We start from the raw sequence: 17835 nt of genomic DNA, 5'->3' as shown, positions 1-17835 counted from the left end.
TCGTGGACGGTGTCGGCCATGGGTGGGGATTCCTCTCGTACGAGTGAAGAACGGGCGGTGTCTGCGTCACCGGTGGGCGTGGATGTGCGGGGCAGGGGGTGAATCGGCTAGCAAGGGCGCATGGCGGTGTTCGTGGCGCTCGGCGCCTTTGTGATGACCCTGGTGGGCGGCTGGACGGCCCAGCGGGTCACTGACCGGCGCCACCTCGTGCTGGGGCTCGCGGGCGGCCTGATGCTCGGCGTGGTCGGCCTCGACCTGCTGCCGGAGGCGCTGGAGGCCGCGGGCGGCCCGGTCTTCGGCGTCCCCGCGGCGCTGCTCCTGTTCGTCGCCGGCTTCCTCACCGCGCACCTGGTGGAACATCTCCTCGCGGGCCGCCACGCGGCCCACGGGGCGGACGAGCACGAGAACGGCCGGGTCCCCCAGGTGGGCCTCACGGCCGCCGCCGCGATGGTCGGCCACAGCGCCATGGACGGCGTCGCGATCGGCGCCGCGTTCCAGGTGGGCGGCGGCATGGGCGTGGCGGTGGCCGTCGCGGTGATCGCCCACGACTTCGCGGACGGCTTCAACACGTACACGCTCACCAGCCTGTACGGGAACGCACGGCGCAAGGCCCTCGCGATGCTCTTCGCGGACGCGGTGGCCCCGGTGGCGGGCGCCGCGTCGACGCTCCTGTTCACCATTCCGGAGCAGCTGCTCGGCGGCTATCTCGGCTTCTTCGGCGGCGCGCTGCTCTACCTGGCCGCCGCGGAGATCCTGCCGGAGGCGCACCACGAGCACCCGGCGCGCTCGACGCTGCTGTGCACGGTGGCGGGGGCGGGCTTCATCTGGCTGGTGGTGGGCATCGCGGAGTGAGGCCGCGGCGCGGACCGAGGTCACGGCGCCCCGCCCCGCACCCCGTCCCCCGCAGGCCGGCCGCTCATGCCCCGCACCTCTCCACGAACCGTCGGGCCACACCGGGTTCGGCGGCCCAGTGCGTGTGCAGATAACTCGCGTGCACACCCTGTTGTACGAAACCCTCGACGCGCCGTTCAGGGGAGTGCATGCCCCAGGCGGGAGCCGCCCCGGCGCCCGGCTCGACGACGGTGCGGTGGAACTCGTGCCCGCGCATCCGGGTCCCGACGGCCGCGAGCGGGCTGTCGGACACGGCGACGGCCTCGCGGTAGCCGAGCGTGAGCCGCTCGGACATCCGGGAGCGGGCGTCGAGCACGCCGCACATCGGCTTTCCGTCCAGCTCCCGGGTCAGGTAGAGCAGCCCGGCGCATTCGGCGGCGACGGGCGCCCCGCTCAGCGCGAGTTCGGCCACGGCTTTCCGCAGCGGCTCGTTGGCGGAGAGCTCGGGCGCGTACACCTCGGGGAACCCGCCGCCGATGATCAGCCCCGCGGTGCCGGGCGGCAGTTCCTCGTCGTGCAGCGGGTCGAAGGCCACGACGTCGGCGCCCGCGGCGGTGAGCAGCTCGGCGTGCTCGGTGTAGGAGAAGGAGAACGCGGCCCCGCCGGCGACGGCGACGACCGGCCGAAGGGCGGCGGCCCGCGGCCCGTCCTGCGCCGGTGGCGCCGCCGCACCCGGGTCCCACGTCTCGCCGGTCATCGCGGGCGCACTGCGCGCCAGCGCGACGATCGCCTCCAGGTCGCAGCCCTCGCGCACCCGGGAGGCCAGCGCGGCCACCGACCCGACGGCCTCGGCCTGCCGCTCGGCCACCGGGACGAGCCCCAGATGCCGCGAGGGCGTCCTGGCCTGCTGCACCCGTCCCAGGGCGCCGAGGACGGGCACCCCGGACTCGCCCAGGGCCTCCCGCAGCAGCGTCTCGTGCCGTGCGGAGCCCACCTTGTTGAGGATCACGCCCCCGATCCGCACCTCGGGGTCCCAGGACGCGAAGCCGTGCACCAGCGCGGCGACGGAACGGGACTGCGACGACGCGTCGACGACGAGCACCACGGGCGCCCGGAGCAGCTTCGACACGTGCGCGGTGGAGGCGAGTTCACCCTGCCCGGACGCCCCGTCGTACATCCCCATGACGCCCTCGACCACGGCGAGGTCGCTGCCGCGGGCCCCGTGGTTGAACAGCGGCGCCACCATCCCCGGACCGCACATGTAGGCGTCGAGGTTGCGCCCGGGGCGCCCCGTGGCCAGCGCGTGATACCCGGGATCGATGTAGTCGGGCCCCACCTTGTGCGGGGACACGGCGAGCCCGGCCTCCGTGAAGGCGGCCATCAGACCCGTGGCCACGGTCGTCTTGCCGCACCCGGAAGACGGCGCGGCAACGACAAGCCGAGCTACCACTCGATGCCCCTCTGGCCCTTCTGACCGGCGTCCATGGGGTGCTTGACCTTGGACATGTCGGTGACGAGGTCGGCGAACTCGACCAGGGCCTCCGGTGCGTAGCGCCCGGTGATGACGACGTGCTGATGCCCGGGACGGTCCCGGAGGACCTCGATCACCTCGTCCACGTCGATCCAGCCCCAGTGCAGGAGATAGGCGAACTCGTCGAGGACGTACAGCTGGTAGGTCTCGGCGGCGAGGTCGCGCTTGACCTGCTCCCACCCCTCGCGGGCCTTGTCCTCATGGCTGGGCTCGCCCTCGGCGGGCGCGCGCTGGATCCACGACCAGCCCTCGCCCATCTTGTGCCAGTCGACGGGGCCGCCCTCGTCGCTCGCGCCGAGGACCTTGAGGGCGTTCTCCTCGCCGACCTTCCACTTCGCCGACTTCACGAACTGGAAGACCCCGATGGGCCACCCCTGATTCCACGCCCGCAGCGCCATCCCGAAAGCGGCGGTGGACTTTCCCTTGCCGACCCCGGTGTGCACCATCACCAGCGGCCGGTTGCGCCGCTGACGCGTGGTCAGCCCGTCGTCCGGTACCACGTTCGGCTGTCCCTGAGGCATCAGGCCACGCTCCTCATCCGAGTTCCAGTTACGTCCTTGACGAGCCCGGCGATGGACTCCGCCCGCAGTTCGTCCAGCGTCACGACGGTGCCGCCGAGCTCGCCCGCCAGCTGCCCCGCGAGCCCGAGCCGCACGTGCCCCGACTCGCAGTCGACGACCACGGAGGCGATCCCCGCGTCCGCGAACAGCCGTGCGGCACGGCCAGCCCTGGCCACCGGCTCCACGCCTCCGGTGGCCCTGCCGTCCGTGACGACCACGACCAGGGGGCGCCGTGCCGGGTCCCGCAGCCGCTCCACGCGCAGCACGTCGTGCGCCTTGAGCAGCCCGGCGGCGACGGGGGTGCGCCCGCCCGTGGGCAGCGTCTCCAGGCGCGCGGCGGCCGCGTCGACGGAAGAGGTGGGCGGCAGCGCCACCTCGGCGTCAGAACCGCGGAAGGTGACGAGCCCGACCTTGTCCCGCCGCTGGTAGGCGTCCAGCAGCAGCGAGAGCACCGCGCCCTTCACGGCGCTCATCCGCTGCCGCGCCGCCATGGACCCGGAGGCGTCCACGACGAAGAGCACGAGGTTGCCCTCACGCCCCTCCCGCGTCGCCTGCCGCAGATCGTCACGGCGCACGACGAGCCCACGCCCCGAGCGACCGCGCGCCCGCTGATGCGGGGCCGCGGCCTGCACGGTGGCCGCCAAGTGCAGTTTGGTGAGCGCCCCTTGCGGGCGCCGGGCCCCGGTGGTCCGCCCGTGCTCGGTCCGCGCCCGGGAGCGCCGCCCCGCCGCGCCCTCGCCCAGGCCGGGCACGCTCAGCATCTTCGTACGGAACGGCTCGGAGGCGCGCACGGCCTGCTGCTCACCGCCACCGGTACCGGCAGCGGGTGCCTGCGCGGGGGAGGAGTCCTCGTCCTGCCCGCTCCCGGCGTCGTCGGCGGCCGGTGCGTCATGGGCGTCACGCTGGTCGGGCACGTCAGGGGTGTCGGGCCCGCCCTGCGGCGGCTGCCCGCCACCGCCGGGGCCGTCGCCGTCGGGGTCGTCGTCGCCGTCGTCCCCTCGGTCACTGCCGTCGTCGGCCTGCTCCAGCGTGTCGTCGAGCTTGTCCTCGTCGAGCCCGGGGGCGTCGAAGGGGTTGCGCCGACGCCGGTGCGGAAGCGCGAGGAGAGCGGCCTGCCGCACATCCTCGGCGAGCACGTCGTCGCGCCCCGCCCAGGCGGCAAGCGCCGTCGCGGTGCGCGCCATCACGATGTCGGCCCGCATCCCGTCGACCTCGAAGGCCGCGCAGGTGGCGGCGATCTGCCGCAACGCCTTGTCGCCGAGCCGCACGTGGGGAAGCAGCGCCCGCGCGGCGACGATCCGCTCCCGCAGCTCGGACTCGTCGTCGTGCCACCGCGCGGCGAAGCCTTCCGCGTCGTCGTCGTACGCGAGCCTGCGCCGCACGACCTCGACCCGCTGATCGGTCTCGCGCGACGCGGCGACCTCGACGGTGAGCCCGAACCGGTCGAGCAACTGCGGGCGCAGTTCGCCCTCTTCGGGGTTCATGGTGCCCACGAGCAGGAACCGTGCGGCATGCCGCACGGACACGCCCTCGCGCTCCACGTACGAGGCGCCCATGGCGGCGGCGTCCAGGAGCAGGTCGACCAAGTGGTCGTGCAGCAGGTTGACTTCGTCGACGTAGAGGATGCCGCGGTGGGCGTCGGCGAGCAGGCCGGGCTCGAAGGCCTTCACGCCCTCGGAGAGCGCCCGCTCGATGTCGAGCGCCCCGACCAGACGGTCCTCGGAGGCTCCGACGGGCAGCTCGACCATCCGTGCGTCCCGCACCGACGCGCCACCGGCGTCGTGCGGACCGTCGGGGCAGGCGGGGTCGGGGGCGGCCGGATCGCAGGAGAAGCGGCAGCCGGCGACGACGGGCACCTGCGGCAGCAGGGCCGAAAGGGCGCGCACGGCGGTGGACTTGGCGGTGCCCTTCTCGCCGCGTACGAGCACGCCGCCGACGGCGGGCGACACGGCGTTGAGCAGCAGGGCGAGCCGCAGGTCGTCCTGCCCGACGAGAGCGGTGAACGGATAGGGGGTACTCACAAGGCCTCCATGGCGTGGTTCGGGGCGGGGCAGGGGACAGCGGGTCTCACCGGTCCCCCTCCGCGGTCATGAGGGTGCCCCCGGTGCGATGAAGGGGAGGCCGGACGGGGGGCCGTTCTCGATCAGGCCGAGCAGCGCGTCGGTGTCCGCGTGCTCCTCGATCAGATCGCCGAGCAGATCGAGCTGCTCCTCGCGCAGGGCGCCGAAGCTGGTGTCGGGCGCGGGCACGAAGCGGCGTCCGGCGGCGCGGGCGACCTCGGTCAGGAAGCGGCGCCGGAACGCGTCGCTCTCCAGGGAGCCGTGCCAGTGCGTGCCCCACACCTCGCCGACGCGGCAGCCGTCCAGGAAGGGCTCTCCGCCCAGGACTTCGGCGACGCCGTGATGGATCTCGTACCCCTCGACGGGTTCGCCCAACGCCTCGCCGACCGGCCGCGCGAGGGTCTTCTCGCGCTCGAACCGCACGCGCACGGGCAGCAGCCCCAGCCCGTCCACGGCGCCCGCCCGCGACTCGACGTCGTCCTCGATGTGCTCGCCGAGCACCTGGAAGCCGCCGCAGATCCCGAGCACGGGCCGCCCCTCGGCGGCGCGCCGCGCGATGGCGTCCGCGAGACCGCGCTCGCGCAGCCACTCCAGGGCGCGCACGGTGCCGCGCGTGCCCGGCACGACCACGAGATCGGCGTCGACGAGCTCGTCGGCCCGGTCCACGAACCGCACCACGACGCCGGGTTCGGCGGCCAGGGCGTCCACGTCCGTGAAGTTCGACATCAGCGGCACGGCACAGACGGCGACCCGCAGCACGTCCTCACCGACCGGCGGGGTGACGGCGGACTCGCGCACGGCGCCCCGCAGGGACACCCGCAGGCCGTCCTCCTCGTCGATGCCGAGGCCGTGCTGGAAGGGCAGCACACCGAACGTGCGCCGCCCGGTGAGCCCGAGCAGCATGTCGAGCCCGGGTTCCAGCAGCGAGACGTCGCCCCGGAACTTGTTGACGAGATACCCGGCGACCAGTTCCTGGTCCTGTGCGCTGAGCAGCGCCGTCGTCCCGAAGAAGGAGGCGAAGACGCCACCGCGGTCGATGTCGCCGACGACGAGGACGGGGAAGCGGGCGGCCCGCGCGATCCCCATGTTCACGATGTCCGTGCGCCGCAGGTTGATCTCGGCGGGGCTGCCCGCGCCTTCGCAGATCACGGCGTCATAGCTGCCCCGAAGTTCCTCCAGGCATCCCACGACGGTGGAGAGCAGCGCTTCCTGCCGTCCACCGTGGTAGCCGCGTGCGCTCATCTCGCCCACGGCCTTGCCCATCAGGACGACCTGGCTGCTGCGGTCGCTGCCGGGCTTGAGCAGCACGGGGTTCATCAGCGCGCTCGGCTCGACCCGGGCGGCCTGCGCCTGCATGGCCTGGGCCCGTCCGATCTCGGCGCCTTCGCGCGTGACGAAGGAGTTGAGGGACATGTTCTGCGCCTTGAAGGGCGCGACGGAGACTCCCTTGCGGGCCAGCCACCGGCAGATGCCCGCGGTGACGACGCTCTTCCCCGCGTCCGATGTGGTCCCGGCCACGAGCAGTCCACCACTCACGAGGCGCCGCCTTTCCGCATAGTGCTCACCACTGCCGCGACCCCCAGGGCCAGCAGTCCGACCCGCCGCGACAACCGCACGGCCCGCTCGATGTCCGTCACGTCGACGGCCCGCCCGCCCGTGTTCAGGACGGGCCGGTGCTCGACCCGGCCTCCGTACGAGAGGCTCCCCCCGAGCCGTACCCCCAACGCCCCGGCGAAGGCGGACTCCACGGGCCCCGCGTTGGGGCTCGGATGCTTGGCCGCGTCCGCGCGCCAGGCGCGCAGGGCTCCCTTCGGAGCGTCCCCGGCGACGGCGGCCAGCACCGCGGTGAGCCGGGCGCCCGGCCAGCCCAGAACGTCGTCGAGCCGCGCGGAGGCCCACCCGTAGCGCCGGTACCTCACGGACTTGTGCCCGACCATGGCGTCGAGCGTGTTGACGGCACGGAAGGCGACCAGCCCCGGCACCCCGCCGACGGCGCCCCACACGAGCGCACCGACCACCGCGTCGGAGGTGTTCTCGGCGACGGACTCGACCACGGCCCGCGCGATGCCGTCGGCGTCCAGAGCCTGCGGATCGCGCCCGCACAGATGCGGCAGCCGCTCCCGCGCCACCTCGACGTCCCCGGCGGCGAGCGCCCCGCCGATGGCCCGCGCCTCACGCCCCAGCGAGGTCCCGCCGACCACGGCCCAGGTCGTGGCGGCGGTCAGCGCGACGGACGCGGCGCGTGAGTCACGTACGAGAGAAGAGGCCAGGGCGGCGGCACCGGCCGCGCCCCCGGCGCACACCACGGCGTGCAGGGCGCCCCACCCGCGGTGGTCACGCCACAGCACACGCTCGACGGCGCCCGCGGCCCGGCCGAACGCGGCGACCGGGTGCCCGCGGCGAGGATCGCCGAGCAGCAGGTCACCGAGGAGGCCGGCGGCGGCGCCGTACGCGAAGTCGCGGTCGGCACGCACGGGTTCAGCCGACCGGAAGGAGGAGAGGAGCGAGGGGCCTGGCCTGGAAGGGCAGGGGCACAGAGACCGGCAACGGGCGGCCGCGCATGGCGATATGTCCTCACTCAGGGTGTCCGCGCCCTGGTTCGACGTGACCGGCGGCGAGAGTTCCTGGCTTCCGAGGAGGGGGCTCCCCGATGACAGTGGCGGGACCGCGCCGGATTCGCACCGGCTTCCTCTCCTGCCGCCGTAATGGCTCCGGCAGTCCACCACGCCCGCGAACGCCCGTCAACTTGCCGTTGACCTGGTACGGGAGAGTGTGCCGAGGCCCACATGGGGCCGGTTTCCCGGCGTCGGCGTGCGTCGGCGCGGGCCGGGCACGGCGGACACGCGAAAGCCGGGTGGGACGCACTCGTCGAGGCGTGTCCCACCCGGCTCCCGTGAGGCCGAAGTGCCGTCAGGCGACGATCAGATAGATCCCGTACGCGACGGCCGCCAGGCAGAGCGCGAAGCACGCGTACGCGCCCGTGCGTGCCGCCACGGGGACGGTGCCGGCGGTGGTGCCGGCGGTGGTGGAAGAGGAGCCGGAGGTGGCCGCCTCGCGCTTGGAGAGGCCGACGATGCCGAGGGTGAACAGGCCCACCAGGGCCACCGTCACCCCGAGGCTGACTCCGAACACGGAGCCGAGAGCTGCCCAGTCGATGTTCATGCTGAGTTGTCCTTACACCGTGGCGGGCCGGGCGGGATCCGCCACGGTGCCGGTCGGGGCCGGGATGGTGGCCTTGACGAAGTCGACGTCGGCGCTCGCCACGGCCGACCCGGTGGGCGGCGGCGAGACGGCGGCCATCGCGGTGGTCACGACACCGGCGGGCTCGGCGCCGGAGGGGCCGCCGATCTCGTCGTCGGCGACGTTCGTGTGGTCGACGGCGTTGCGCCGGGAGAGCACCCAGATCACGGCCGAGCCACCGATGAGCAGCGCGGCGGTCGCCGCGACGCCCCAGGGGCCCTGCTTGGTGAGGAACTCCGCGCCCGCGCCGACCAGACCGGCGGCCGGGAGCGTGAGGCCCCAGGCGACGAACATGCGGGTCGCCGTGGACCAGCGGACCACACCGCCCTTGCGGCCGAGGCCCGCGCCCATCACGGCGCCCGAGCAGACCTGGGTGGTGGAGAGCGAGAAGCCGATGTGCGAGGAGGCGAGGATCGCGGTCGCGGCGCTGGTCTGGGCGGCGAAGCCCTGCTGCGGCGCGAGGTCCGTCAGGCCCTTGCCCATGGTGCGGATGATGCGCCAGCCGCCGAGGTAGGTGCCCAGCGCGATGGCGACACCGGCCGAGACGATGACCCACATCGGGGGGTTGGCACCCGGGTTCAGGACGCCGCCGGTGATCAGGGCGAGCGTGATGATGCCCATCGTCTTCTGCGCGTCGTTCGTGCCGTGCGCCAGCGAGACGAGGCCCGCGGAGGCGATCTGGCCGGTGCGGTAGCCCTTGGCGGTCGCCTTGGTGTCGGTGTTGCGCCCGATGCGGTACGTCAGGCGCGTGGCCAGCGTCGCGGCGATGCCGGCGACGAGGGGCGCGGCGATCGCGGGGATCAGGATCTTCGTGACGACGGTGCCGCCGTCGATCGACGACCAGCCCATCGACATGACCGCGGCACCGATGAGGCCGCCGAAGAGTGCGTGGGAGGAGCTGGAGGGCAGGCCCACCAGCCAGGTCAACAGATTCCAGAGGATCGCGCCCACCAGGGCCGCGAAGATCACCTCTGTCTTCAGTCCGTCCTCGTTGACGATCCCGCCGGAGATCGTCTTGGCGACCTCCACCGACAGGAAGGCGCCGACGAGATTCAGCACGGCGGACATGGCCACCGCCGTCTTGGGCTTGAGGGCGCCGGTCGAGATGGTGGTGGCCATCGCGTTGGCTGTGTCGTGGAAACCGTTCGTGAAGTCGAACACGAGAGCGGTAACGATCACGATCCCGAGGAGAAGCGTGATGTGTTCCATTTACCCAGGCTTCTGTTGGACGTCAGTGGCAAGTGGAACGTAGGCAACCTGGGTGAACGGAAAGTGAACTGGGCCGGGCCGTGCGGTGACCCAATTCGGGGCACCGTCACTCCGGTTCCGCCGGGGTCCTGCCGGGGATCGGCCGGAGTGGCGGTGCGAGGCCCGGAATCCGGGCTTCCGAGGGTGTCTGGGCTACCCCCGGGCGAACCTCTTCAACTGGTTCGGCGAGCCGTTGAAGAGATTCTGGTCACCCGGCAGTCTGCCGCCGTTGTCGTACTGCCGGATGGTCAGGTGCGACCAGCCCTTGGGCAGCGCTCCCGACGTCGACGACCAGCGTGCCAGCCACAGCGGGTGATGCGCGCCGTAGGCCCGGCTGCCGCCCGTGCAGGTGTTCCACCACTTGGTGGTCGTGTAGATCACGGGGCGCCGCCCCGTCCGCCGCTTCACCTCGTCGCTGAAGGACTTGATCCAGTTGACCATGCCGGTCCTGCTCATGCCGTAGCACTTCCGGCGGCTGTACGGATTGTGCTCGATGTCCAGGGCCGGCGGCAGTGTCATGCCGTCCGCCCGCCACCGTCCACCGTGCCTCATGAAGTACGCGGCCTGCTTCTTGCCCGACTTCTTGCCCGACGACTTGCTCGGCACGGCGAAGTGACGAAGCGTGCGCCCTTGCTCTTCGCCTTCCGCCAGTCGACGTTCTTCTGGTGCGACGAGACGTCGTGCCCTCTCGCCTTGCCCGCCGCCGAAACCGGAATCTCGGCGAGGGTGGTCCCCCCGAGGGCCAGAGTCGCCACCGAGGCCGCGATGACGCGGGCGCGGTGGCGGGACGGTTTGTGGTCACGAGCCATATTTCCCCCCGGATGACGACGTATGGGACAAAACCCCCAGATGGTACTGGAAGATCATTCAATGTCGGTCGACCACCGGCCAAGCCAATCAGTGGCAAAGGGTGTTTTGTGCCGATGCGTGCTCTTACGGACTTCTGGGCTCCGCACTACGGTGGCGCGGCCCGGCGGCTGGCAGGATCACGGCATGACGGAGCAGCAGGGCGACGACCGGCAGGACGCGATGGAGCGGGCGTGGGACGAGCTGGTGGCGGCGGCCCGCAGAACGGTGGCGGACGGCCTGGTGGTCGGCACGTCGGGCAACGTCTCGGTGCGCGTCGGCGGCACGATCCTGGTCACCCCCAGCGGCGTGCCGTACGACCGGCTGGGGCCGCGGGACGCGGTCGGTGTCGACGTGGACGGCAACCAGCTCTTCGGCGATCTCGCCCCCACCAGCGAACTGCCCATGCACCTGGCGGTCTACCGCACCACGTACGCCAAAGCCGTGGTCCACACCCACGCGGTGCACGCCACCGCCGTCTCCACCCTCGTCCCCGAGCTCCCGCCCATCCACTACATGGCGGCCGCCCTCGGCGGCCCGGCCCGGGTCGCCCGGTACGCGCCCTACGGCTCCGAGGAGTTGGCCGAGAACATGCTCCGGGCGCTCAGGGACCGCACGGGCTGCCTGCTCCAGAACCACGGAACCATCACCTACGGAGACACCCTGGACCAGGCGTACGACCGCACGGCGCAGCTGGAGTGGATGTCCCGCCTGTGGCTGACGGCCAGCGCGATCCCGGGTCACGCCCCGACGCTCCTGTCCGCGGGCCAGCTGAGGGAAGCGGAGGACAGACTGCGGGGCTACGGGCAGCGCTGAGGGCGCGCGCGTCCGGCGGCCGACATCACTTCGCATCACTCCGGGAGCCCCGCCCACTGGCCCTGGCACCCCCCGGGCCGGACACTGGGCAGGTGCGCCCAGCCAAAGCGACGGCAACGGCCGTCACCGCCGTCACCACCGCCCTCCTGGGCGGCGCAGCCGCCGTCGCCGCGGGCCGGTTCGCCAGCAACGCCGCCCTGAAGGCACCCGCGGGCCGCCCGCTGCCCACCGAGCCGCGCCTCACGGTCCACTCCACGGCCGCCGGCCAGATCACCCTGACCCGCGCCCTCGCCAGCCTGCGCCCCGGCACGTACGGCCTCAGCGGCAACGGCAGCCACGCGGTGATCGGCCCCGTCCTCGACACCGCCCCGCACGCGGCGGACACCGTCGTACGCCGCCTGGAGCGCGTCACGCACGGCTCCCTGGACCCCGGCGACAAGGTCTGGCTCACCCCGCAGGTCCACATCGGCGACCCGCACGCCGCACTGGGCATCGACCACGCGGACATCGACGTCCCCGGCGAACCCGGCGGCCTGCCCGCCTGGTTCGTACCGGGCGTCCGCGACACCTGGGTGATCACCGTGCACGGCCTCGGCACGACCCGCGAGCACCCCATGGTCGTCATGGACTTCCTGCACCGCCAGCAGTTCCCGGTCCTCGACCTCGCCTACCGCGGCGACGTCGGCGCGCCCCGCTCCCCGGACGGCCTGGGCCACCTCGGCGAGACCGAGTGGCGCGACCTGGACGCCGCCATCCGCTACGCCGTGCGCTACGGCGCCGAGAACGTGATCCTGCACGGCTGGTCCACCGGCGCCGCCATGGCCCTGCACGCCGCCGCGTACTCGGCCCTGCGCGACCGGATCAGCGGACTCGTCCTCGATTCCCCGGTGCTCAACTGGGAGACCACCCTGCGCGCGCTCGCCGCGGCCCGGCGCACGCCGGGCCCGCTCCTGCCGCTCGCGGTGCGCGCCGCCCAGGGCCGCACGGGCCTGCGCGGCGACCGCATCCTGGAGGCCGCCCACCCCGAGGTGCTCAAGGTCCCCACGCTCCTCTTCCACGGCCCCGACGACGTGATCGCGCCCTGGGCGCTCTCCCGTCAACTGGCCGCGCGGCGCCCGGAACTGGTCACTCTGCACACCGTTCCGGATGCGCCCCACGGAGCCATGTGGAACGCCGACCCGACGGGCTACGAAGAGGCCCTGCGGCGCTTCCTCACGCCTCTGATGTAGCGAGCGCAACCCCCTCGACCGAGCGTTGCAGAGCGTCACCAAGGCATTCCGTTTGGGTTTTCGGACCGTCAACAGGAAGACTGCTCCCGTGACGTCCCGTATCCCGCGCGACTCAAGGCTCCGACTCGTCCGCGCTCAGTCCCCCAGGGCCGAGAGGCGAGCGGGGGCGGAGCGCGGCACAGCGCGACCCCTGACCGCCCCCGGCGCAGTGACACAAGCGCGCTCACGCCGCCCCGCGCCCCGGCCCCCCGAGGGCACACCCGCCCCCGGCGAACTCGCCCGAATGGCGCGCAAAGGCCTGGCCGACGCCGTACGAGTGGCCCGCTGGGCCGACACCACCCTGCGCCCCGGGCGCGGCCGCAAGGGAGCGCCCGACGGCCCGGCGGCCAAAGGGGCGGCCGACGCAGCCGGCGGCACCCAGGGCACCCTCTCCGCCGCCACCGCCGAACGGGCCGCCGCGGAACTCGGACTGACCCCGGATCAGGTCCGCGCCGACTGGGACACCGCACGCCTGGCCGGCCTCATCGAGGTGCACGGCGACATCGCGCGCCCCGGCTGGCGGCTGCGCGCCTGGGACCGTGACGACGCCGCCGTCCTGCGCGGCTGGGTCGCGCTCTTCGACGCCTGGTCGCTCACGCACGCGGCATCGCGCGAACTGGCCCCCGCCACCGTGGCCGAGACCGTCGAGGCCATGCCGCAGCTCCTCACCCTGCTGCAGCTCTCCGCGGGCCCCGTCCCCGTGCCCCAGCTCCTGGACCTCCTCGACCAGCGCGTCACCGAACTGCGCACGGAACGCTGCGAGATCCCCTACGGCCCGCAGCCCGAACCGGTCGACCCCGCCGACACCCCGGCCCTGCCCACCCTCCTCGACTGGGCGCTGCGCGGCCTCGCCGCCGTCGGCGCGCTGACGTACGCGGACGGACAGGCCACCCTCACGCCGCTCGGCTCCTGGGCGGTCTGGGTCAAGCTCGAGCAGATCTGCGTCGCCGCGCAGAGCCCGGCGGGCAACATCGAGCAGTCCGCCGAGGACATGCTCCGCGGCTGCGCGCGCCTGCGCCCGAACGCCGCCCGCTCCGAGTACCGCGCCTGGCTCGCCGCCCGCCCCGTCGGCAGCGCCGTCACCGAGCTCCTGGACGCCGCCCGCGGCGAGGACGCCCTCCTGCGCGGCCTCGCCTTCGAGGCCCTGCGGGTGGTCGGCTCCCCGGCCGAGGCCGAGGTGCGGTCCGTCGTGGACGAGACCTCGCTGCGGCCCTACGCCCTCATCTGGCTGGCCGAGCAGGAGGGCGCGGACCCCGAGGACGTCCACCTGGTCCTGACGCGGGACGAGTCGACGTGGCTGTGGGTCGACACCGCCGCGGCCGTCGCCGACCACGGGGAGATCCACCTCCTCGTACGGCACCTGGAGTCCGCGGTGCAGCCCACGGTGCCCGCGCTCCTGGACGAGATCCGCCGCATCGGCCACCCCCGCACCGTCCAGGTCCTGGTCGCCCTCGCGGCGGCCCACCCGGACCCGGCGCTGGCCAAGGCCGTGCGGCGGGCGGCCTTCCAGGTGCACACCGGCGGCGTCTGAGTCACCCGGGCGTGCGGCTCACCGGAAGGTGTTGCACTGCCCCATGTCACCGGTGCGGTAGCCCTGGTAGAACCACTGCTGGCGCTGCTCGGCCGAGCCGTGCGTCCAGGACTCGGGGGTGACCCGGCCCTGGAACTTCTCCTGGATGCGGTCGTCGCCCACCGCGGCCGCCGCGTCCAGGCCCTCGCGGATGTCCGCGTCGTTCAGGCTGGTGATCAGCGGCTTGCCCGTCTTGTCGTCGGGGGTGCGGGTCGCGTGCCGCGCCCACACGCCCGCGTAGCAGTCGGCCTGCAGTTCGACCTTCACGGCGTTGCTGTTCTGCCCCGTACGCCCGTCCTGGGAGCGCTCCAGCGTCCCCATCAGGTTCTGCACGTGGTGCCCGTACTCGTGCGCCACCACGTACGCCTGCGCGAAGGGGCCGCCGCTGGAGCCGAACTTCGTCCGCAGCTCCTCGAAGAAGCCCAGGTCCAGATAGACCTTCCGGTCACCGGGGCAGTAGAACGGGCCGACCGCCGACGTCGCGGCGCCGCACGCCGTGCCCACCCGGCTGGTGAACAGGACCGTCGACGCGGGGGAGTAGCTCGCCTGCCTGCGCCGGAACTCCGCGCGCCAGTAGTCCTGCACGCTGTTGACCACCGCCACGATGCGGCAGTCCTCCTTGGTGTTCGCGTCCTGCCCCGTACGGCAGGTCTGCTGCACCTGCGCCAGGGACGAGGAGGTGGCGGCGGGCTCCTCGTCGCCCGACGAGAGGCCGAGCTGGTCCGGGCCGACCCCGAAGAACAGCCCCAGGAGCAGCGCGATCAGCCCCGCGACGCCGCCGCCGATCGTCGCCTTGCCGCCGGGAACCCGGCTGCCCCGCACATCCTGTACCTCGGACGTGTCCAGATCGGCGTCGTCGTCGAACTGCATGGGCGCACCACCCTCTGCCTCGCGTCCGGGGCGGCGTCGCACCGCCCTGTGCCGAGATGTCGGCGCCTTCATCCTGGTATGCCCCATCCCGCGCGGCGCCGGACGGGGGTCCGAACGGGGGACCCCGCCGAACGGCGCCTCGTGTCGCGGCCGCCGCCCGGGGCCGCGGGCCGACGCCGCCGCTACGCTCTGCGCCTGTTCCGTGGGCAGAGGTACCGGCAGAGATGCCGCAGAGGGGGCGTCGTGTCCGTAGTGCCGTTCGAGGTGACCGCAGCCGGGCCCGTGAGACGGGCGCCCGCCCGCCGCCGCTCCCGGCTCGCGCTCCCGGTGGTCATCGGCCTCCTCGCCCTGCCGCTCGTCACCGCCGCCCACCACTCGCGACCGGCCCCCTACGGAGACCACGTCACCGTCCACGCGCGCGTGGCCGACGGCGCGGTGGCCCCCGAGCTGCGGACCACGGGCCGCGCGGTCGAGGCGTACGACCCGGCGACAGGCCGCCCGCGCTGGACCTACAGCCGCGAGGGAGCCCGTCCGCTCGCCGTGCTGCCCGCCCCCGGGCACGCCGTCGCGCTCTGGAGCGACGGTCTGGTCACCGACACCGCACGCGCGGACGGCAGCGCCGTCCGCTGGCACCGCGCCATCCCCGGCGGCGCCCCCTGGCTGCGCTCTCCCGCCGCCCGCGGCGCCGCCGGAGTCCTCCAGCCGCTCGACCCCCGCGGCCGCATGCTCGCCGTCGTCACGCCGCACCGCGTGGCCGCCTACCGCACCGCCGACGGCGACCTGCGCTGGGTGCTGCCGGCCCGCCCCGGCTGCGCCTTCGAGCCCGCCCGTTCCGTGCGCCGGGGCACCGCCCTGATGATCGCCCAGCCCTGCCGCGACGCCGCGACGTCCTGGACCGCGCAGCTGATCGCGGTGGACGACCTCGGCCGGATCGTGCCCGGGCGAACACCCCTGGGCAACGAGCTGCCGGGCGGCGCCGCCGACGGCGTACCACCCCGGGCAGAAAATGAGGTTGCACGGCCCCGTTAGAATTGGCCGCATGGCCATTCTCCTCGTGCATTAGACGGCGTGATCGCCCGCCCGCCAGCCCGCCACCGCCCTTGCAACGGCGCGCTGCGCGCGGCACCACCTTGTTGTCCTTCCGCCGTCCATACCCACCCTTGCCCAGGAGTCTGTCCGTGATCACCGCTTCCGGCATCGAGCTGCGCGCCGGCGCCCGCATCCTCATCGAGAACGCTTCCTTCCGTATCGCCAAGGGCGACCGCATCGGCCTGGTGGGCCGCAACGGAGCGGGCAAGACCACGCTCACCAAGTGCCTCGCCGGTGAGGGCATCCCGGCCGGCGGCACCATCAGCCGCTCCGGGGAGGTCGGCTACCTCCCGCAGGACCCGCGCACCGGCGACCTGGACGTGCTCGCCCGCGACCGCATCCTCTCCGCCCGCGGGCTCGACACCCTGATCCGCAAGATGCGCGAGAACGAACAGCGCATCGCCAACGGCTCGGGCGGCACCCGCGACAAGGCGATGAAGCAGTACGAGCGCCAGGAGACGGAGTTCCTCACCAAGGGCGGGTACGCCGCCGAGGCCGAGGCCTCCACCATCGCCGCCGCGCTCAGCCTCCCCGACCGCGTGCTCGGCCAGCCCCTGCACACGCTCTCCGGTGGCCAGCGCCGCCGCGTCGAGCTGGCCCGCATCCTCTTCTCGGACGCCGACACCCTGCTCCTCGACGAGCCGACCAACCACCTCGACGCCGACTCCATCGTCTGGCTCAGGGACTACCTCAAGTCCTACCGCGGCGGCTTCATCGTGATCTCCCACGACGTCGAACTGGTCGAGACGGTCGTCAACAAGGTCTTCTACCTGGACGCCAACCGCGCCCAGATCGACGTCTACAACATGGGCTGGCGGCTCTACCAGCAGCAGCGCGAGTCCGACGAGAAGCGCCGCAAGCGCGAGCGCCAGAACGCCGAGAAGAAGGCCAGCCAGCTCCACTCGCAGGCCGACAAGATGCGCGCCAAGGCCACCAAGACGGTCGCCGCGCAGAACATGGCCAAGCGGGCCGACAAGCTCCTCGCGGGCCTCGACGAGGTACGCCAGAGCGACAAGGTCGCCAAGCTGAGCTTCCCGGACCCCTCGCCCTGCGGCAAGACCCCGCTGATGGCCGAGGGACTCTCGAAGTCGTACGGCTCCCTCGAGATCTTCACGGACGTCGACCTCGCCATCGACAAGGGCTCACGCGTGGTCATCCTGGGCCTCAACGGCGCGGGCAAGACCACGCTCCTGCGGCTCCTCGGCGGCGCCGAGAAGCCCGACACCGGGCAGGTCATCGAGGGCCACGGCCTCAAGCTCGGCTACTACGCCCAGGAGCACGAGACCCTCGACCCGGAGCGCACGGTCCTGGAGAACATGCGCTCGGCCGCCCCCGACCTCGACCTGGTGGCGGTGCGCAAGACGCTCGGTTCGTTCCTCTTCTCCGGAGACGACGTCGACAAGCCGGCGGGCGTCCTGTCCGGCGGCGAGAAGACCCGTCTGGCCCTGGCCACCCTGGTGGTCTCCTCCGCCAACGTGCTGCTCCTCGACGAGCCCACGAACAACCTCGACCCGGCGAGCCGCGAGGAGATCCTCGGCGCCCTTCGCACCTACAAGGGCGCGGTCGTCCTCGTCACGCACGACGAGGGCGCGGTGGAGGCGCTCCAGCCGGAGCGGATCATCCTGCTGCCCGACGGCGTCGAGGACCTGTGGGGCCAGGACTACGCGGATCTGGTCGCGCTCGCCTGATCCGGGTTTCCGGGGTGTCCACCTTGGTTGATCGAATAACTGATCCACTGCGTATGGATCATTCGGCCGATCCGTGATCCTTCATCTGTGTGAGGTCTCCTCGTACCGAAGTGTGGGATACACGGATTTCCCAGGTCGCAGGGGTGTCCTCCGGGGCTCTCCCCCTGCACCGCGCTGACCTGGCACTTCGGCCCACAACCCATTCGGCCGTACGGAAT

14 protein-coding genes, 1 pseudogene and 1 riboswitch are annotated in these 17835 nt (G+C 73.0%); of the genes and pseudogenes, 6 read left to right on the top strand and 9 right to left on the bottom strand.

Annotated elements, in window-relative coordinates:
• Positions 1-120 precede the first annotated feature (120 nt).
• Positions 121-852: a ZIP family metal transporter gene (locus ACZ6ZP_RS00370; protein WP_351161874.1), complete on the top strand. Its 732-nt coding sequence runs from the start codon at positions 121-123 to the stop codon at positions 850-852.
• Positions 853-916: 64 nt separating this feature from the next.
• On the opposite strand, the gene ACZ6ZP_RS00365 is transcribed toward ACZ6ZP_RS00370, so the two are convergent.
• From ACZ6ZP_RS00365 to ACZ6ZP_RS00330, 8 genes and pseudogenes are all read right to left on the bottom strand, one after another.
• The gene (locus ACZ6ZP_RS00365) at positions 917-2281 is read right to left on the bottom strand and encodes a cobyrinate a,c-diamide synthase (RefSeq protein ID WP_469405086.1); all 1365 of its coding nucleotides are present in this window, start codon (positions 2279-2281) and stop codon (positions 917-919) included.
• The gene (cobO, locus tag ACZ6ZP_RS00360) at positions 2275-2883 is read right to left on the bottom strand and encodes a cob(I)yrinic acid a,c-diamide adenosyltransferase (RefSeq protein WP_351161870.1); all 609 of its coding nucleotides are present in this window, start codon (positions 2881-2883) and stop codon (positions 2275-2277) included. The genes ACZ6ZP_RS00365 and cobO overlap by 7 nt, the downstream gene beginning before the upstream one ends.
• The gene (locus tag ACZ6ZP_RS00355) at positions 2883-4943 is read right to left on the bottom strand and encodes a putative cobaltochelatase (RefSeq protein WP_351161868.1); all 2061 of its coding nucleotides are present in this window, start codon (positions 4941-4943) and stop codon (positions 2883-2885) included. The genes cobO and ACZ6ZP_RS00355 overlap by 1 nt, the downstream gene beginning before the upstream one ends.
• Positions 4944-5009: 66 nt before the next feature.
• On the bottom strand, positions 5010-6518 hold the full coding sequence (locus tag ACZ6ZP_RS00350) for a cobyric acid synthase (protein ID WP_351161866.1): 1509 nt from the start codon (positions 6516-6518) through the stop codon (positions 5010-5012).
• A complete protein-coding gene (locus tag ACZ6ZP_RS00345; RefSeq protein WP_361463474.1) occupies positions 6515-7456 on the bottom strand; it encodes a cobalamin biosynthesis protein in 942 nt (313 codons plus the stop codon). Before ACZ6ZP_RS00345 ends, ACZ6ZP_RS00350 begins: the two co-directional genes overlap by 4 nt.
• A 122-nt stretch (positions 7457-7578) precedes the next feature.
• A riboswitch (cobalamin riboswitch) is annotated at positions 7579-7721 on the bottom strand.
• A gap of 171 nt (positions 7722-7892) precedes the next feature.
• Positions 7893-8144, bottom strand: coding sequence for a hypothetical protein (locus ACZ6ZP_RS00340; protein WP_469405085.1), 252 nt, complete (start codon positions 8142-8144; stop codon positions 7893-7895).
• Between the two features lie 12 nt (positions 8145-8156).
• Entirely contained in the window at positions 8157-9431 is a 1275-nt protein-coding gene (locus tag ACZ6ZP_RS00335) for an inorganic phosphate transporter (protein WP_351161860.1), read from the bottom strand.
• A 192-nt stretch (positions 9432-9623) separates the two neighbouring features.
• Positions 9624-10279 (bottom strand): annotated as a pseudogene (locus tag ACZ6ZP_RS00330) (GH25 family lysozyme).
• A 184-nt stretch (positions 10280-10463) separates the two neighbouring features.
• Here ACZ6ZP_RS00330 and ACZ6ZP_RS00325 point away from each other — a divergent pair.
• The 3 genes from ACZ6ZP_RS00325 to ACZ6ZP_RS00315 all read left to right on the top strand — a co-directional run bounded on the left by ACZ6ZP_RS00325 (position 10464) and on the right by ACZ6ZP_RS00315 (position 13931).
• Complete coding sequence (locus tag ACZ6ZP_RS00325; protein WP_361463470.1) at positions 10464-11132, top strand: class II aldolase/adducin family protein; 669 nt, start codon at positions 10464-10466, stop codon at positions 11130-11132.
• A gap of 92 nt (positions 11133-11224) precedes the next feature.
• Positions 11225-12361, top strand: coding sequence for an alpha/beta hydrolase family protein (locus tag ACZ6ZP_RS00320; RefSeq protein ID WP_469405084.1), 1137 nt, complete (start codon positions 11225-11227; stop codon positions 12359-12361).
• 88 nt (positions 12362-12449) lie between these two features.
• A complete protein-coding gene (locus ACZ6ZP_RS00315) occupies positions 12450-13931 on the top strand; it encodes a hypothetical protein (RefSeq protein WP_351161854.1) in 1482 nt (493 codons plus the stop codon).
• Between the two features lie 18 nt (positions 13932-13949).
• Here the strand turns inward: ACZ6ZP_RS00315 and ypfJ are convergent, their stop codons facing one another.
• On the bottom strand, positions 13950-14840 hold the full coding sequence (gene ypfJ / locus ACZ6ZP_RS00310; RefSeq protein ID WP_351161852.1) for a KPN_02809 family neutral zinc metallopeptidase: 891 nt from the start codon (positions 14838-14840) through the stop codon (positions 13950-13952).
• A 243-nt stretch (positions 14841-15083) separates the two neighbouring features.
• On the opposite strand from ypfJ, the gene ACZ6ZP_RS00305 reads away from it, so the two are divergent.
• Together ACZ6ZP_RS00305 and ACZ6ZP_RS00300 are read left to right on the top strand one after the other, a co-directional pair.
• A complete protein-coding gene (locus tag ACZ6ZP_RS00305; protein ID WP_361463467.1) occupies positions 15084-15869 on the top strand; it encodes a PQQ-binding-like beta-propeller repeat protein in 786 nt (261 codons plus the stop codon).
• 149 nt (positions 15870-16018) lie between these two features.
• Positions 16019-17617, top strand: a complete 1599-nt coding sequence (locus ACZ6ZP_RS00300) for an ABC-F family ATP-binding cassette domain-containing protein (RefSeq protein WP_469405083.1) — start codon at positions 16019-16021, stop codon at positions 17615-17617.
• Positions 17618-17835: the final 218 nt, after the last annotated feature.

This window comes from Streptomyces sp. NPDC054047 (genome assembly GCF_055585065.1).
This window is presented reverse-complemented; position numbering and strand designations above follow the sequence as displayed.

Coding starts and splice junctions, on each gene's coding strand:
- ACZ6ZP_RS00370 (WP_351161874.1), top strand. CDS start 121: ATGGCGGTGTTCGTGGCGCTCGGCGCCTTTGTGATGACCCTGGTGGGC.
- cobO (WP_351161870.1), bottom strand. CDS start 2,883: ATGCCTCAGGGACAGCCGAACGTGGTACCGGACGACGGGCTGACCACG.
- ACZ6ZP_RS00340 (WP_469405085.1), bottom strand. CDS start 8,144: ATGAACATCGACTGGGCAGCTCTCGGCTCCGTGTTCGGAGTCAGCCTC.
- ACZ6ZP_RS00335 (WP_351161860.1), bottom strand. CDS start 9,431: ATGGAACACATCACGCTTCTCCTCGGGATCGTGATCGTTACCGCTCTC.
- ACZ6ZP_RS00325 (WP_361463470.1), top strand. CDS start 10,464: ATGACGGAGCAGCAGGGCGACGACCGGCAGGACGCGATGGAGCGGGCG.
- ypfJ (WP_351161852.1), bottom strand. CDS start 14,840: ATGCAGTTCGACGACGACGCCGATCTGGACACGTCCGAGGTACAGGAT.